General features: G+C 51.3%; 16 protein-coding genes. All 16 read left to right on the plus strand.

Translation table 11 applies throughout. The annotated features are described in order from the left end of the window. Positions 1 to 8 precede the first annotated feature (8 nt). The 16 genes from rsmG to pstB all read left to right on the plus strand — a co-directional run bounded on the left by rsmG (position 9) and on the right by pstB (position 16,398). A complete protein-coding gene (gene rsmG, locus AC534G_RS25265; protein WP_110496392.1) occupies positions 9 to 632 on the plus strand; it encodes a 16S rRNA (guanine(527)-N(7))-methyltransferase RsmG in 624 nt (207 codons plus the stop codon). A gap of 614 nt (positions 633 to 1,246) precedes the next feature. After that, positions 1,247 to 1,627: a F0F1 ATP synthase subunit I gene (atpI, locus tag AC534G_RS25270; protein ID WP_042311402.1), complete on the plus strand. Its 381-nt coding sequence runs from the start codon at positions 1,247 to 1,249 to the stop codon at positions 1,625 to 1,627. 7 nt (positions 1,628 to 1,634) lie between these two features. Further along, on the plus strand, positions 1,635 to 2,450 hold the full coding sequence (atpB, locus tag AC534G_RS25275; RefSeq protein WP_006687768.1) for a F0F1 ATP synthase subunit A: 816 nt from the start codon (positions 1,635 to 1,637) through the stop codon (positions 2,448 to 2,450). 46 nt (positions 2,451 to 2,496) lie between these two features. After that, the gene (gene atpE / locus AC534G_RS25280) at positions 2,497 to 2,736 is read left to right on the plus strand and encodes a F0F1 ATP synthase subunit C (protein ID WP_003023794.1); all 240 of its coding nucleotides are present in this window, start codon (positions 2,497 to 2,499) and stop codon (positions 2,734 to 2,736) included. 59 nt (positions 2,737 to 2,795) lie between these two features. Further along, positions 2,796 to 3,266 carry a F0F1 ATP synthase subunit B gene (atpF, locus tag AC534G_RS25285; protein WP_003023796.1) on the plus strand — a complete coding sequence of 157 codons (471 nt, stop codon included), beginning with the start codon at positions 2,796 to 2,798 and terminating at the stop codon, positions 3,264 to 3,266. 14 nt (positions 3,267 to 3,280) lie between these two features. After that, positions 3,281 to 3,814 carry a F0F1 ATP synthase subunit delta gene (gene atpH / locus AC534G_RS25290; protein WP_006687767.1) on the plus strand — a complete coding sequence of 178 codons (534 nt, stop codon included), beginning with the start codon at positions 3,281 to 3,283 and terminating at the stop codon, positions 3,812 to 3,814. Positions 3,815 to 3,826: 12 nt separating this feature from the next. Continuing rightward, positions 3,827 to 5,368, plus strand: a complete 1,542-nt coding sequence (gene atpA / locus AC534G_RS25295) for a F0F1 ATP synthase subunit alpha (RefSeq protein ID WP_003023802.1) — start codon at positions 3,827 to 3,829, stop codon at positions 5,366 to 5,368. 50 nt (positions 5,369 to 5,418) lie between these two features. Continuing rightward, positions 5,419 to 6,282: a F0F1 ATP synthase subunit gamma gene (atpG, locus tag AC534G_RS25300; RefSeq protein ID WP_006687765.1), complete on the plus strand. Its 864-nt coding sequence runs from the start codon at positions 5,419 to 5,421 to the stop codon at positions 6,280 to 6,282. 26 nt (positions 6,283 to 6,308) lie between these two features. Then, entirely contained in the window at positions 6,309 to 7,691 is a 1,383-nt protein-coding gene (gene atpD / locus AC534G_RS25305; RefSeq protein ID WP_006687764.1) for a F0F1 ATP synthase subunit beta, read from the plus strand. Between the two features lie 20 nt (positions 7,692 to 7,711). Further along, entirely contained in the window at positions 7,712 to 8,131 is a 420-nt protein-coding gene (locus AC534G_RS25310) for a F0F1 ATP synthase subunit epsilon (protein WP_003023809.1), read from the plus strand. 652 nt (positions 8,132 to 8,783) lie between these two features. Next, positions 8,784 to 10,154, plus strand: coding sequence for a bifunctional UDP-N-acetylglucosamine diphosphorylase/glucosamine-1-phosphate N-acetyltransferase GlmU (glmU, locus tag AC534G_RS25315; protein WP_042311407.1), 1,371 nt, complete (start codon positions 8,784 to 8,786; stop codon positions 10,152 to 10,154). A gap of 225 nt (positions 10,155 to 10,379) precedes the next feature. Then, a complete protein-coding gene (glmS, locus tag AC534G_RS25320) occupies positions 10,380 to 12,209 on the plus strand; it encodes a glutamine--fructose-6-phosphate transaminase (isomerizing) (RefSeq protein ID WP_038635767.1) in 1,830 nt (609 codons plus the stop codon). 334 nt (positions 12,210 to 12,543) lie between these two features. Then, positions 12,544 to 13,584, plus strand: a complete 1,041-nt coding sequence (gene pstS / locus AC534G_RS25325) for a phosphate ABC transporter substrate-binding protein PstS (RefSeq protein WP_038635764.1) — start codon at positions 12,544 to 12,546, stop codon at positions 13,582 to 13,584. Between the two features lie 144 nt (positions 13,585 to 13,728). Then, positions 13,729 to 14,688: a phosphate ABC transporter permease PstC gene (pstC, locus tag AC534G_RS25330; RefSeq protein ID WP_038635761.1), complete on the plus strand. Its 960-nt coding sequence runs from the start codon at positions 13,729 to 13,731 to the stop codon at positions 14,686 to 14,688. Continuing rightward, entirely contained in the window at positions 14,688 to 15,578 is an 891-nt protein-coding gene (gene pstA, locus AC534G_RS25335) for a phosphate ABC transporter permease PstA (protein WP_003827037.1), read from the plus strand. Before pstC ends, pstA begins: the two co-directional genes overlap by 1 nt. Before the next feature lie 46 nt (positions 15,579 to 15,624). Continuing rightward, complete coding sequence (gene pstB / locus AC534G_RS25340) at positions 15,625 to 16,398, plus strand: phosphate ABC transporter ATP-binding protein PstB (protein WP_003023821.1); 774 nt, start codon at positions 15,625 to 15,627, stop codon at positions 16,396 to 16,398. Positions 16,399 to 16,403: the final 5 nt, after the last annotated feature.

The following is a 16,403-nucleotide window of genomic DNA, read 5'->3' on the forward strand; positions in this document are numbered from 1 at the left end:
TAACGACCGTGCTCAACAAACTCTCTCGTCTGCTGGCTGATGCCGGTATTTCTCTTACCGATCACCAGAAAAATCAGCTGATTGCGTATGTCGATATGCTGCACAAATGGAATAAAGCATACAACCTGACGTCGGTGCGGGATCCCAACGAAATGTTGGTGCGCCATATTCTGGACAGCATTGTTGTCGCGCCTTATCTGAAGGGCGAGCGCTTTATTGATGTTGGCACGGGACCGGGTCTGCCGGGAATTCCACTTTCTATCGTGCGGCCTGAAGCGCATTTCACACTGTTGGATAGCCTGGGAAAACGCATCCGTTTCTTACGTCAGGTGCAGCATGAGCTTGGTCTTACTAACATTACGCCTGTGCAAAGTCGGGTTGAAGAATTTCCTTCAGAGCCGCCATTTGATGGGGTGATCAGCCGTGCATTCGCGTCCCTCAATGATATGGTGAGCTGGTGTCATCACTTGCCGGGCCAGAACGGACGCTTTTATGCGCTCAAAGGTCAATTGCCTGAAGAGGAAATCGCCTCGTTGCCTGCAGAATTCAGCGTCGAGTCAGTCGAAAAATTACGCGTTCCACAACTGGATGGTGAACGTCATTTGGTGGTTATTAAACCAAAAAAAATTTAATTTTTATCAAAAAAAATAGAGAAAAAACGGCTACCCCGGTGTTAAAAGTTATAGAGAGTAGTGAGGTGAAATGCTGTTGCATTTCACCTCTACCTTACGGTTTTGCATCATAACTATAACGTACCGTTTTTTGTTAAAAGCGAAACAAGTCAACTGTGAAAATATCAGTCTGCTAAAAATAGAACCTAAGAATCACCGCTTGTGTTAATTTTTTATTATAAATGTCAATCGATGGTTCTTTTGTTGTTAGGCGTTGTTTTTGAAATAGTGGCGCTTTTTACGCTTAAATATCAAAAAGATGAAATGGCACCATTTGCCACGTAAATAAATTATGCGAAGGGGAATATGTTCAATATGTGATCTGGTGCACGCTTTAACGCCAGTGTTTTCGCGGCATTTGCAGTTTTGCATGATCGTTCACAGTTTGCCAAAAAGTAATAAATGTGGGACAACGAAAAATATTTAAACATTTATTCACTTTTTAGCTACTTATTGTTTGAAATCACGAAGGCGCACCGTATAATTTGTCCGCTTTTTGATGCTTGACTCTAAGCCATAAAGAACGTTTTATACGACACGCGGCATACCTCGAAGGGAGCAGGAGTAAACACGTGATGTCTATGTCGCTCTTGAGTCGAAACGTTGCTCGTAAGCTTTTGCTCACACAGCTTCTGGCGGTAATAGCAAGTGGATTGCTGTTTAGCCTCAAAGACCCCTTTTGGGGCATCTCCGCACTGTGCGGGGGATTGGCAGTGTTACTGCCCAATGTGTTGTTTATGATATTCGCCTGGCGTCACCAGGTGCATACACCAGCGAAAGGTCGGGTTGCCTGGACGTTCGCTTTCGGCGAAGCCTTCAAGGTGTTAGCGATGCTGGTGTTGCTGGTTGTGGCGTTGGCTGTTTTGAAAGCGGTATTCGTGCCGCTGATCGTTACGTGGGTTTTGGTGCTGGTGGTTCAGATACTGGCGCCGGCTGTAATTAACAACAAAGGGTAAAGGCATCATGGCTTCAGAAAATATGACGCCGCAGGATTACATAGGACACCATCTGAATAACCTTCAGTTGGACCTACGTACATTCTCGCTGGTGGATCCGCACAACCCCCCAGCCACCTTCTGGACGCTCAATATTGACTCCATTTTCTTCTCGGTGGTTCTGGGTCTGTTGTTCCTGTTAATGTTTCGTAGTGTTGCCAAAAAGGCGACCAGCGGCGTTCCAGGTAAATTTCAGACCGCGATTGAGCTGGTAATCGGCTTTGTGCATGGCAGCGTGAAAGACATGTACCATGGCAAAAGCAAGCTGATTGCTCCGCTGGCCCTGACGATTTTCGTCTGGGTATTCCTGATGAACTTTATGGATTTGCTGCCTATCGACCTGCTGCCGTACATCGGTGAGCATATCTTTGGTCTGCCGGCTCTGCGTGTGGTTCCGTCCGCTGACGTGAACATCACCCTGTCGATGGCGCTGGGCGTATTTATCCTCATTCTGTTCTACAGCATCAAAATGAAAGGCATCGGTGGCTTCGCGAAAGAGTTGACGCTGCAGCCGTTCAATCACTGGGCGTTCATCCCTATCAACTTAATCCTTGAAGGGGTAAGCCTGCTGTCCAAACCAATCTCTCTTGGTCTGCGACTGTTCGGTAACATGTACGCTGGTGAGCTGATTTTCATTCTGATTGCTGGTCTGTTGCCGTGGTGGTCACAGTGGATTCTGAATGTGCCGTGGGCCATTTTCCACATACTGATTATCACGCTGCAAGCCTTCATATTTATGGTTCTGACGATTGTCTATCTGTCGATGGCATCTGAAGAGCATTAATTTACCAACACTACTACGTTTTAACTGAAACAAACTGGAGACTGTCATGGAAAACCTGAATATGGATCTGCTGTACATTGCTGCCGCTGTGATGATGGGTCTGGCGGCAATCGGTGCTGCGATCGGTATCGGCATCCTCGGGGGTAAATTCCTGGAAGGCGCAGCGCGTCAACCGGATCTGATTCCTCTGCTGCGTACTCAGTTCTTTATCGTTATGGGTCTGGTGGATGCAATCCCAATGATCGCTGTAGGTCTGGGTCTGTACGTGATGTTTGCTGTCGCGTAGTAAGCGTTGCTTGAATTAAGAGCAATATCAGAACGTTAACTAGATAGAGGCATTGTGCTGTGAATCTTAACGCAACAATCCTCGGCCAGGCCATCGCGTTTGTCCTGTTCGTTCTGTTCTGCATGAAGTACGTATGGCCGCCGTTAATGGCTGCCATCGAAAAACGTCAAAAAGAAATTGCTGACGGCCTTGCTTCTGCAGAACGAGCACATAAGGATCTTGACCTTGCAAAGGCCAGCGCGACCGACCAGCTGAAAAAAGCGAAGGCGGAAGCTCAGGTAATCATCGAGCAGGCGAACAAACGCCGTGCTCAGATCCTGGACGAAGCTAAAACTGAAGCAGAGCAGGAACGTACTAAAATCGTGGCACAGGCGCAGGCGGAAATTGAAGCCGAGCGTAAACGTGCTCGCGAAGAGCTGCGTAAGCAAGTTGCTATCCTGGCTGTTGCTGGCGCCGAGAAGATCATCGAACGTTCCGTGGATGAAGCTGCTAATAGCGACATCGTGGACAAACTTGTCGCTGAACTGTAAGGAGGGAGGGGCTGATGTCTGAATTTATTACGGTAGCTCGCCCCTACGCCAAAGCAGCTTTTGACTTTGCCGTTGAGCACCAAAGCGTAGACCGTTGGCAGGATATGCTGACTTTCGCCGCTGAGGTGACGAAAAACGAACAAATGGCAGAGCTTCTCTCTGGCGCATTGGCGCCAGAAACGCTCGCTGAGTCGTTTATCGCCGTGTGCGGTGAGCAGCTGGACGAAAGCGGCCAAAACCTGATTAGGGTAATGGCTGAAAATAACCGTCTGAATGCGCTCCCGGATGTTCTTGAGCAGTTTATTCATCTGCGTGCAGCCAGTGAGGCTATCTCTGAGGTAGAAGTCACTTCTGCCAATGCACTGAGTGATGAACAGCTTACGAAGATTAGTGCAGCGATGGAAAAACGTCTGTCACGCAAAGTTAAGCTGAATTGCAAAATCGATAAGTCTGTAATGGCAGGCGTAATCATCCGAGCGGGTGATATGGTCATTGATGGCAGCGTACGCGGCCGTCTTGAGCGCCTTGCAGACGTCTTGCAGTCTTAAGGGGACTGGAGCATGCAACTGAATTCCACCGAAATCAGCGAACTGATCAAGCAGCGCATTGCTCAGTTCAATGTTGTGAGCGAAGCTCACAACGAAGGTACTATTGTTTCTGTAAGTGACGGTGTTATCCGCATTCACGGCCTGGCCGATTGTATGCAGGGTGAGATGATTTCCCTGCCGGGTAACCGTTACGCTATCGCACTGAACCTGGAGCGCGACTCCGTAGGTGCTGTTGTGATGGGGCCATACGCTGACCTCGCCGAAGGCATGAAGGTTAAGTGTACGGGTCGTATTCTGGAAGTTCCGGTTGGCCGTGGCCTGCTGGGTCGTGTAGTGAACACTCTGGGTTCCCCGATCGACGGTAAAGGTCCGGTTGATAACGATGGCTTCTCGCCAATCGAAGTTATCGCACCGGGCGTAATCGAACGTCAGTCCGTCGACCAGCCAGTGCAGACCGGTTATAAATCTGTTGATGCCATGATCCCAATCGGACGTGGCCAGCGTGAGCTGATCATCGGTGACCGTCAGACCGGTAAAACCGCGATGGCTATCGATGCCATCATCAACCAGCGTGATTCCGGCATCAAATGTGTGTACGTGGCTATCGGCCAGAAAGCGTCCACCATTTCTAACGTGGTTCGTAAACTGGAAGAACACGGCGCACTGTCCAACACCATCGTTGTGGTGGCGACCGCGTCTGAATCTGCTGCACTGCAATACCTGGCGCCATATGCCGGTTGCGCAATGGGCGAATACTTCCGTGACCGCGGTGAAGATGCACTGATCGTTTACGATGACCTGTCTAAACAGGCTGTTGCTTACCGTCAGGTTTCCCTGCTGCTCCGTCGTCCGCCAGGACGTGAAGCATTCCCGGGCGACGTATTTTACCTCCACTCCCGTCTGCTGGAACGCGCATCCCGCGTAAACGCGGAATACGTAGAGAAGTTCACCAATGGTGAAGTTAAAGGTAAAACCGGCTCCCTGACCGCTCTGCCGATTATCGAAACCCAGGCGGGTGACGTTTCTGCGTTCGTTCCGACCAACGTAATTTCTATTACCGATGGTCAGATCTTCCTGGAAACCAACCTGTTCAACTCCGGTATTCGTCCGGCAGTTAACCCGGGTATCTCCGTATCTCGTGTAGGTGGCGCAGCGCAGACCAAGATCATCAAGAAACTGTCCGGTGGTATTCGTACCGCGCTGGCGCAGTATCGTGAACTGGCCGCGTTTTCTCAGTTCGCTTCCGACTTGGATGAAGCTACGCGTAAGCAGCTGAGCCACGGTCAGAAAGTAACTGAACTGCTGAAGCAGAAACAGTATGCGCCAATGTCTGTTGCACAGCAGGGTGTGGTGCTGTTTGCGGCTGAACGCGGTTACCTCGAAGATGTGGAACTGGCGAAAATCGGTAGCTTCGAAGCCGCTCTGCTGGCTTACGTCGACCGTGACCACGCTCCGCTGATGCAAGAGATCAACCAGTCCGGTGGCTATAACGATGAAATCGAAGGCAAGCTGAAAGCTATCCTCGATTCCTTCAAGGCAACCCAGTCCTGGTAACGTCTGGCGGTCTGTCTTAGGACGGACCGCAAGGCATTGAGGAGAAGCTCATGGCCGGCGCAAAAGAGATACGTAGTAAGATCGCAAGCGTCCAGAACACGCAGAAGATCACTAAAGCGATGGAGATGGTCGCCGCTTCCAAAATGCGTAAATCGCAGGATCGCATGGCGGCCAGCCGTCCTTATGCAGAGACCATGCGCAAAGTGATTGGTCACCTTGCGAATGGTAATCTGGAATATAAGCACCCTTACCTGGAAGAACGCGACGTTAAACGTGTGGGCTACCTGGTGGTGTCGACCGACCGTGGTCTGTGCGGTGGCTTGAACATTAACCTGTTCAAAAAGCTGCTGGCGGATATGAAAACATGGTCCGATAAAGGCGTTCAGTGCGATATCGCAATGATCGGCTCTAAGGGCGTGTCTTTCTTTAACTCCGTTGGCGGTAATGTGATTGCTCAGGTAACCGGCATGGGGGATAACCCTTCCCTGTCCGAACTGATCGGTCCGGTTAAAGTGATGCTGCAGGCCTACGACGAAGGTCGTCTGGACAAACTGTACGTTGTCAGCAACAAATTTATTAACACCATGTCTCAGACGCCAACCATCACCCAACTGCTGCCTCTGCCGGCATCAGATGATGATGAATTGAAGCGTAAATCCTGGGATTACCTGTATGAGCCAGACCCGAAAGCGCTGCTGGATACCCTGCTGCGTCGTTATGTCGAGTCTCAGGTTTATCAGGGCGTGGTAGAAAACCTGGCCAGCGAGCAGGCCGCACGTATGGTGGCGATGAAAGCCGCGACCGACAATGGCGGCAGCCTGATTAAAGAGCTGCAGTTGGTATACAACAAAGCTCGTCAGGCCAGCATTACTCAGGAACTCACCGAGATCGTCGGTGGTGCATCCGCGGTATAACCAGGTTAATTCGTAGAGGATTCAAGATGGCTACTGGAAAAATTGTCCAGGTAATCGGCGCCGTGGTTGACGTCGAATTCCCTCAGGATGCCGTACCGCGCGTGTACGATGCTCTTGAGGTTATGAATGGTAAAGAGAGCCTGGTGCTGGAAGTTCAGCAGCAGCTCGGCGGCGGTATCGTACGTACCATCGCCATGGGTTCTTCCGACGGTCTGCGTCGTGGTCTGGAAGTTAAAGACCTTGAGCACCCGATCGAAGTCCCGGTAGGTAAAGCAACCCTGGGTCGTATCATGAACGTCCTGGGTCACCCGATCGACATGAAAGGCGATATCGGTGAAGAAGAGCGTTGGGCTATCCACCGCGCAGCGCCTACCTATGAAGAACTGTCCAGTTCTCAGGAACTGCTGGAAACCGGCATCAAAGTTATCGACCTGATGTGTCCATTCGCGAAGGGCGGTAAAGTTGGTCTGTTCGGTGGTGCAGGTGTAGGTAAAACCGTAAACATGATGGAGCTGATCCGTAACATCGCGATCGAACACTCCGGTTACTCAGTGTTTGCGGGCGTTGGTGAACGTACTCGTGAGGGTAACGACTTCTACCACGAAATGACCGACTCCAACGTTCTGGACAAAGTATCCCTGGTATATGGCCAGATGAACGAGCCGCCGGGAAACCGTCTGCGCGTTGCTCTGACCGGTCTGACCATGGCTGAGAAGTTCCGTGACGAAGGTCGTGACGTTCTGCTGTTCGTTGATAACATCTACCGTTACACCCTGGCCGGTACTGAAGTATCTGCACTGCTGGGTCGTATGCCATCAGCGGTAGGCTACCAGCCGACCCTGGCGGAAGAGATGGGTGTTCTGCAGGAACGTATCACCTCTACCAAAACCGGTTCTATCACCTCCGTTCAGGCGGTATACGTACCTGCGGATGACTTGACTGACCCATCCCCAGCAACCACCTTTGCTCACCTGGATGCAACCGTGGTACTGAGCCGTCAGATCGCATCCCTGGGTATCTACCCGGCCGTTGACCCGCTGGATTCCACCAGCCGTCAGCTGGATCCGCTGGTTGTTGGTCAGGAACACTACGACACCGCGCGTGGCGTACAGTCCCTGCTGCAGCGTTATCAGGAACTGAAAGACATCATCGCCATCCTGGGTATGGATGAATTGTCTGAAGAAGATAAACTGGTGGTAGCACGTGCGCGTAAGATCCAGCGCTTCCTGTCCCAGCCGTTCTTCGTTGCGGAAGTATTCACCGGTTCTCCAGGTAAATACGTTTCCCTGAAAGACACCATCCGTGGCTTTAAAGGCATCATGGAAGGCGAATACGACCACCTGCCAGAGCAGGCGTTCTACATGGTTGGTTCCATCGAAGAAGCTGTGGAAAAAGCCAAAAAACTTTAACGCCTTAATCGGAGGGTGATATGGCAATGACTTACCACCTGGACGTCGTCAGCGCAGAGCAACAAATGTTCTCTGGTCTGGTCGAAAAAATCCAGGTAACGGGTAGTGAAGGTGAACTGGGTATTTTCCCGGGTCACGCTCCGCTGCTCACCGCCATTAAGCCTGGTATGATCCGCATCGTTAAACAGTTCGGTCATGAAGAGTTTATCTACCTGTCCGGCGGCATTCTCGAAGTGCAGCCTGGCAGCGTGACCGTACTGGCTGACACCGCGATTCGCGGACAGGATCTCGATGAAGCGAGAGCCCTGGAAGCGAAGCGTAAGGCTGAAGAGCATATCAAGAGCTCTCATGGTGACGTGGATTACGCTCAGGCATCTGCGGAACTGGCCAAAGCGATCGCGAAACTACGCGTTATCGAGTTGACCAAAAAAGCGATGTAACACCGGCTTGAAAACACAAGGCCAGTCTGGTTTCCAGGCTGGCTTTTTTTTCGCTTTGTTTCAGGAAAAATGGAAATAAAAAGCAGTTTTATTATTTCGTGATTTAGATCAAAAAAATATTGATTGGTCAAAAATTGAGGCGTAGACTCTTTTTTGTGATGTATATCACATAATAAACTCAGATAAAAAAGAGATACCAACATGAAATTGATCAACAAAATCATCGCCCTGTTCAGCAATATGAGTTTTTAGTCTTCCCTGCCTGTTCTGTGGCGCGATGCGTAATGCAGTTTATCAGCTAGCGCCATTTGTTAAATTCCCCCCCTCCTGCTCTTTTCTTTCACATTGTATTGTCGTGTTTACCTTTTCTGCTTCCCACTGAATTGCATGCCTAAAATCATACCTTCGCTAATGTCATTCTTTATTTATGCGGCAAAAAAATAGCAAAAACATCCACCTAAGGCTTTAATAAGAGCAGACAGCTGGTTTTGGGGAGACAAAACACGTAGATATAGACGAAAATAGACAGTTATCAGATGGGGAATTTCCCCGATTGAACGTTTTATCTTCGGTCCATTTCACGATGAAAAAAATGTAGTATTTTCAATGTGAAACGGTATAAATTCGTTCTCAAATTACAGTCAGGACGTGTATGTTGAATAATGCTATGAGCGTCGTGATCCTTGCCGCAGGCAAAGGCACGCGTATGTATTCCGATCTCCCTAAAGTGCTGCATACCCTCGCAGGAAAACCGATGGTGCAGCATGTCATTGATGCCGCTAACGAATTAGGCGCGACTCACGTACATCTGGTCTACGGACACGGTGGTGATTTGCTTAAGCAGACGCTGAAAGATGGCAACCTGAACTGGGTACTGCAGGCCGAGCAGTTGGGTACCGGTCATGCAATGCAACAGGCGGCACCATTCTTTAGTGATGACGAAGACATTTTAATGCTCTATGGCGATGTGCCGCTGATCTCCACCGAAACACTACGTCGCCTGCGTGATGCTAAACCGCAGGGGGGAATCGGCTTGTTAACGGTTAAACTGGACGACCCATCGGGTTATGGGCGAATTACGCGTGATAACGGTAAAGTCACAGGCATTGTTGAACATAAGGATGCCACTGACGAGCAGCGTCAAATCCAGGAAATCAACACCGGCATCCTGATTGCCAACGGCGCAGACCTGAAGCGCTGGCTGTCCAAACTGACCAACAACAACGTGCAGGGTGAATACTACATCACCGATATCATTGCGATGGCATATCAGGAAGGGCGCGAAATTGCTGCGGTACATCCGGCACGAATCAGTGAAACGGAAGGGGTGAACAACCGTCTTCAGCTCTCTCGTCTGGAGCGTGTTTATCAGTCCGAGCAGGCAGAAAAACTGCTGTTGGCGGGCGTGATGCTGCGCGATCCGGCACGTTTTGATCTTCGCGGTACGCTTATTCACGGGCGCGATGTCGAAATTGATACTAACGTTATCATTGAAGGTAACGTAACCGTTGGGGATCGCGTCAAGATTGGCGCTGGCTGCATCATCAAAAACAGCGTGATTGGTGATGGTTGTGAGCTAAGTCCGTACAGCGTGGTGGAAGATGCGCATCTGGAAGCAGCATGCACCATCGGTCCTTTCGCGCGTCTGCGCCCGGGTGCAGAGCTGCAGGAAGGCGCACACGTGGGTAACTTCGTCGAAATGAAAAAAGCGCGTCTGGGTAAAGGCTCTAAAGCGGGTCACCTGACCTATCTGGGCGATGCGGAAATTGGCGATAACGTAAACATCGGCGCCGGTACGATCACCTGCAACTACGATGGCGCGAATAAATTTAAAACCATTATTGGCGATGATGTGTTTGTCGGTTCCGATACTCAGCTGGTGGCACCTGTCACCGTGGGTAAAGGCGCCACCATCGCGGCGGGGACGACCGTAACTCGCGATGTTGCCGATAACGAACTGGTATTAAGCCGTGTGCCTCAGGTCCATAAACAAGGCTGGCAGCGCCCGGTGAAGAAAAAGTAATTCAGTTTTTGCCGGATGGCGGCCTGCGTGCGGTGACGTTCTGTAGGCCTGATAAGCGTGAGCGCCATCAGGCAGACCAGAGACGAGGGGATAACATAATCCTCCGCTCAACAAGCAGTACCATAAAAATAACCCCACTCTCTACAAGGCTCGGGGCGCCCGGAAAGGGCAAATACAGGTCAGCGACAACGACAGGCACAATGCCTAAATTCGGAATCAAAAAATATGTGTGGAATTGTTGGCGCTATCGCGCAGCGTGATGTAGCTGAAATCCTTCTCGAAGGTTTACGTCGTCTGGAATATCGTGGTTATGACTCTGCTGGTCTGGCCGTTGTCGATGCTGAAGGCAATATGACTCGCCTGCGTCGTCTGGGTAAAGTGCAGATGCTGACTGCTGCAGCGGAAGAACATCCGCTGCATGGCGGTACCGGTATCGCTCATACCCGTTGGGCGACCCACGGAGAACCTTCAGAAGCGAACGCGCATCCCCATGTTTCTGAACACATTGTCGTGGTGCATAACGGCATCATTGAAAACCATGAACCGCTGCGTGAACTGCTGAAAACGCGTGGTTACACCTTTGTTTCTGAAACCGATACCGAAGTGATTGCTCACCTGGTGCACTGGGAGCTGGAACAGGGTGGGACGCTGCGTGAAGCCGTACTGCGTACTATTCCGCAACTGCGCGGTGCCTACGGGACGGTGATCATGGATACCCGTAGCCCGGAAACGCTGCTGGCGGCTCGTTCTGGTAGCCCGCTGGTGATTGGTCTGGGTATGGGTGAAAACTTTATTGCTTCCGATCAGCTGGCGCTGCTGCCGGTAACCCGTCGCTTTATCTTCCTGGAAGAGGGTGACATCGCGGAAGTGACCCGTCGTTCGGTCTCTATTTTCGACAAGTCTGGCGCGGAAGTGAAACGTCAGGATATCGAATCGAATCTGCAATATGACGCGGGCGAAAAAGGTATTTATCGCCACTACATGCAGAAAGAGATCTACGAACAACCGAATGCGATTAAAAATACGCTGACCGGGCGCATTAGCCACGGTGAAGTGGATTTAAGCGAGCTGGGTTCGCGTGCTAATGAGCTGCTGTCTCAGGTTGAGCATATCCAGATTATCGCCTGTGGCACGTCATACAACTCCGGTATGGTGTCCCGCTACTGGTTTGAGTCGCTGGCCGGTATTCCTTGTGATGTCGAAATCGCCTCTGAATTCCGCTATCGCAAATCTGCCGTGCGTCGTAACAGCCTGATGATCACCCTTTCCCAGTCTGGTGAAACGGCGGATACCCTGGCGGGTCTGCGTTTGTCTAAAGAGCTGGGTTATCTGGGCTCGCTGGCTATCTGTAACGTACCGGGGTCCTCTCTGGTGCGTGAATCCGACCTGGCGATGATGACCAATGCCGGTACCGAAATCGGTGTGGCCTCGACGAAAGCCTTTACCACTCAGTTGACCGTTCTGCTGATGCTGGTGGCTAAGCTGTCTCGTCTGAAAGGTCTGGATGCGTCTATTGAGCAAGAGATCGTTCATGGTCTGCAGGCGCTGCCGAGCCGTATTGAGCAGATGCTCTCCCAGGACAAACGCATTGCCGCTCTGGCGGAAGGTTTCTCTGATAAGCACCATGCGCTATTCCTGGGCCGTGGCGATCAGTATCCGATTGCGCTGGAAGGCGCGCTGAAGCTGAAAGAGATCTCTTATATTCACGCTGAAGCTTATGCCGCAGGCGAACTGAAGCACGGTCCGCTGGCGCTGATCGATGCCGATATGCCAGTTATCGTGGTCGCACCGAACAACGAACTGCTGGAAAAACTGAAATCCAACATTGAAGAAGTTCGTGCCCGCGGCGGTCAACTGTACGTCTTTGCCGATCAGGATGCTGGCTTTACCAGTAGCGAAAACATGCACATCATCGAGATGCCGCATGTGGAAGAGGTGATTGCACCGATCTTCTACACCGTTCCGCTGCAGCTGCTGGCGTATCACGTGGCGCTGATTAAAGGCACCGACGTGGACCAGCCGCGTAACCTGGCGAAGTCGGTTACCGTGGAATAAGCCGAACCCCGCTGAACTGAAAATGCCCTGCTTAAAGCGGGGCATTTTTTTAAGCTTGTTCTGTTTTTAATCAATTATCCCGCCTGTTTTATGTGACAAACCGTCATCTTCAGCTACTGTTTTCAGTGTCATAAAAAGAAAATTTTGCCGAAATATGATTGTCACATAATCAATTAACCTTTTGTTTTTATACTGTTTTTAATTGTTCCTGGCGCATTATTTTTCATTGTCATAAAACTGTCATATTTCGTACATTTAACTGTCACCTGTTTGTCCTATTTTGCTCACAGTAGCAACTCAAACAACAATTTACGAAAACCGTGCAGGAGACATTATGAAAGTTATGCGTACCACTGTCGCAACTGTTGTCGCCGCGACCTTATCCATGAGCGCGTTCTCTGCCTTTGCCGCAGCGAGCCTGACAGGTGCAGGTGCAACTTTTCCTGCGCCAGTGTATGCCAAATGGGCAGATACCTATCAGAAAGAGACTGGTAGCAAAGTAAACTACCAGGGTATCGGCTCCTCCGGTGGTGTAAAACAAATCACTGCGAATACCGTTGATTTCGGTGCCTCAGATGCGCCGCTGTCTGACGAAAAACTCAATCAAGAAGGCTTGTTCCAGTTCCCGACCGTGATCGGCGGTGTGGTGCTGGCGGTGAATATCCCTGGCCTGAAATCCGGCGAGCTGGTGCTTGACGGTAAAACGCTGGGCGACATCTACCTCGGTAAAATTAAGAAGTGGGATGATGAAGCCATCACCAAACTGAACCCGGGTCTGAAACTGCCTTCGCAGAACATCGCCGTTGTGCGTCGTGCTGACGGTTCCGGTACTTCCTTCGTCTTCACCAGCTACCTGGCAAAAGTGAACGAAGAGTGGAAATCTAAAATTGGTTCCGGTTCTACCGTTAACTGGCCGACCGGTCTGGGCGGTAAAGGTAACGACGGTATCGCCGCATTCGTCCAACGTCTGCCTGGTTCAATCGGCTACGTTGAGTACGCTTACGCTAAGCAGAACAATCTGGCGTACACCAGGCTGGTCTCTGCTGATGGCAAACCGGTAAGCCCGACCGAAGAGAACTTTGCTAACGCCGCGAAAGGCGCTGACTGGAGCAAAACCTTCGCGCAGGATCTAACCAACCAGAAAGGTGACGATGCGTGGCCAATCACTTCCACCACCTTCATCCTGGTGCATAAAGAGCAGAAGAAACCTGAGCAGGGCGCTGAAGTGCTGAAGTTCTTCGACTGGGCGTACAAAAATGGCGGCAAACAGGCTAATGATCTGGATTATGCCAGCCTGCCGGACAGCGTGGTTGAGCAGGTTCGTGCTGCATGGAAAACCAACGTGAAAGACAGCAGCGGTAAAGCGCTGTACTAATAGAATATCTTTGACGAATTGGCGGATGGCGCTACGCTTATCCGCCCTACGGTTTCTACCGTAGGCCCTGGGTGTAGGCCGGATAAGCGTAGCGCTATCCGGCATGGGCAACTTAGTAAACGCGTTTAACTTAAAGAGTGATTTATGGCTGCAACAAAGCCTGCTTTTAACCCACCGGGTAAAAAGGGTGACATGATATTCAGCGCGCTGGTAAAACTGGCTGCGCTGATTGTGCTATTGATGTTGGGTGGCATCATTGTCTCTCTGGTTATCTCCTCCTGGCCAAGCATTCAGAAATTTGGTTTTTCCTTCCTGTGGACTAAAGAATGGGATGCGCCAAACGATATCTACGGTGCATTAGTCCCGATTTACGGTACGCTGGTCACCTCGCTTATCGCACTGCTGATTGCCGTTCCGGTGAGTTTCGGCATTGCTTTGTTCCTGACTGAACTTGCGCCCGGCTGGCTGCGTCGCCCGCTGGGTATCGCTATTGAGCTGCTGGCGGCAATTCCAAGTATCGTGTACGGCATGTGGGGCCTGTTTATCTTTGCTCCGTTGTTTGCGACTTATTTCCAGGAACCGGTCGGTAACATCCTTTCCAACATTCCGTTTGTTGGCGCGTTGTTTGCTGGTCCGGCGTTTGGTATTGGGATTCTGGCTGCGGGCGTGATCCTCGCCATCATGATTATTCCTTACATTGCGGCGGTTATGCGCGATGTGTTCGAACAAACGCCGGTGCTGATGAAAGAGTCAGCCTACGGCATCGGTTGTACCACCTGGGAAGTTATCTGGCGCATCGTCCTCCCGTTCACCAAAAATGGCGTGATCGGCGGCGTGATGTTGGGTCTGGGTCGCGCACTTGGCGAGACCATGGCGGTGACCTTTATCATCGGTAACACCTATCAGCTCGACAGTGCATCGCTGTATATGCCGGGCAACAGTATTACCTCTGCGTTGGCGAATGAATTTGCCGAAGCGGAATCAGGTCTGCACGTTGCCGCGTTGATGGAGTTGGGCCTGATTCTGTTTGTGATCACCTTCATCGTACTGGCTGCGTCTAAGTTCATGATCATGCGCCTTGCGAAGAACGAGGGGGCACGCTAATGGCTACGCTTGAAATGCAAAACACCACTGCGCTTGCGGAATCCCGCCGTAAAATGCAGGCGCGTCGCCGCCTGAAGAACCGTATCGCCCTGACGCTCTCTATGGCGACCATGGCGTTCGGTCTGTTCTGGCTTATCTGGATCCTGATGTCCACGATTACCCGTGGTATCGACGGTATGTCGCTGGCGCTGTTCACCGAAATGACGCCGCCGCCGAATACAGCTGGTGGTGGTCTGGCGAACGCTCTGGCCGGTAGCGGACTGTTGATCCTGTGGGCGACCGTGTTTGGTACCCCGCTGGGTATTATGGCGGGCATCTACCTGGCTGAGTACGGACGTAAGTCCTGGTTGGCTGAGGTCATCCGCTTTATCAATGACATCCTGCTGTCTGCGCCATCAATCGTGGTCGGTCTGTTCGTTTACACCATTGTGGTAGCAAAAATGGAGCACTTCTCCGGCTGGGCGGGCGTTATCGCGCTGGCGCTGCTGCAGGTGCCCATTGTTATTCGTACTACAGAGAACATGCTCAAACTGGTGCCGGACAGCCTGCGTGAAGCTGCCTATGCGCTGGGTACGCCGAAGTGGAAGATGATTTCTGCGATCACCCTGAAGGCGTCTGTCTCGGGCATTATTACAGGTGTCCTGCTGGCTATTGCGCGTATTGCCGGTGAAACGGCTCCGCTGCTGTTTACATCGCTCTCCAATCAGTTCTGGAGTACCGACATGATGCAGCCTATCGCCAACCTGCCGGTCACTATCTTTAAGTTTGCGATGAGCCCGTTTGCTGAGTGGCAGCAACTGGCCTGGGCTGGGGTACTGATTATTACCCTGTGCGTACTGCTGCTGAACATTCTGGCGCGCGTTATTTTCGCGAAGAAGAAACACGGTTAATTTTTACGGCGTGGCTGATGCGGCGCCGGATGAGGAATAGATTGAAATGAGTATGGTTGATACTGCCCCGGGTAAGATTCAGGTTCGTGATTTGAACTTCTACTATGGCAAATTCCATGCCCTGAAGAACATCAACCTGGATATTGCTAAAAACCAGGTTACGGCGTTTATCGGGCCGTCAGGCTGTGGTAAATCGACGCTGCTTCGTACGTTCAACAAAATGTTTGAGCTGTACCCGGAACAGCGTGCGGAAGGTGAAATCCTGCTGGATGGCGACAATATTCTCACCAATACCCAGGATATCGCGCTGCTGCGTGCCAAAGTGGGGATGGTATTCCAGAAGCCGACGCCGTTCCCGATGTCCATCTACGACAACATCGCGTTTGGCGTGCGTCTGTTTGAGAAACTCTCTCGTGCGGATATGGACGAGCGTGTGCAGTGGGCATTGACCAAGGCCGCATTGTGGAACGAAACCAAAGATAAATTACACCAGAGTGGGTACTCTCTCTCTGGTGGTCAGCAGCAGCGTCTGTGCATTGCGCGTGGCATCGCCATTCGCCCGGAAGTGCTTCTGCTGGATGAGCCATGTTCAGCGCTCGACCCGATCTCTACCGGGCGTATCGAAGAGCTGATCACCGAGCTGAAAGAGGATTACACCGTTGTTATCGTGACCCACAACATGCAGCAGGCGGCACGTTGTTCCGATCACACGGCATTTATGTACCTGGGCGAGTTGATTGAGTTCAGCAACACGGACGATCTGTTCACCAAGCCCGCGAAGAAACAAACTGAAGACTACATCACCGGTCGTTACGGCTGATTCAG

The sequence above is a fragment of the Citrobacter sp. CRE-46 genome (assembly GCF_059615875.1).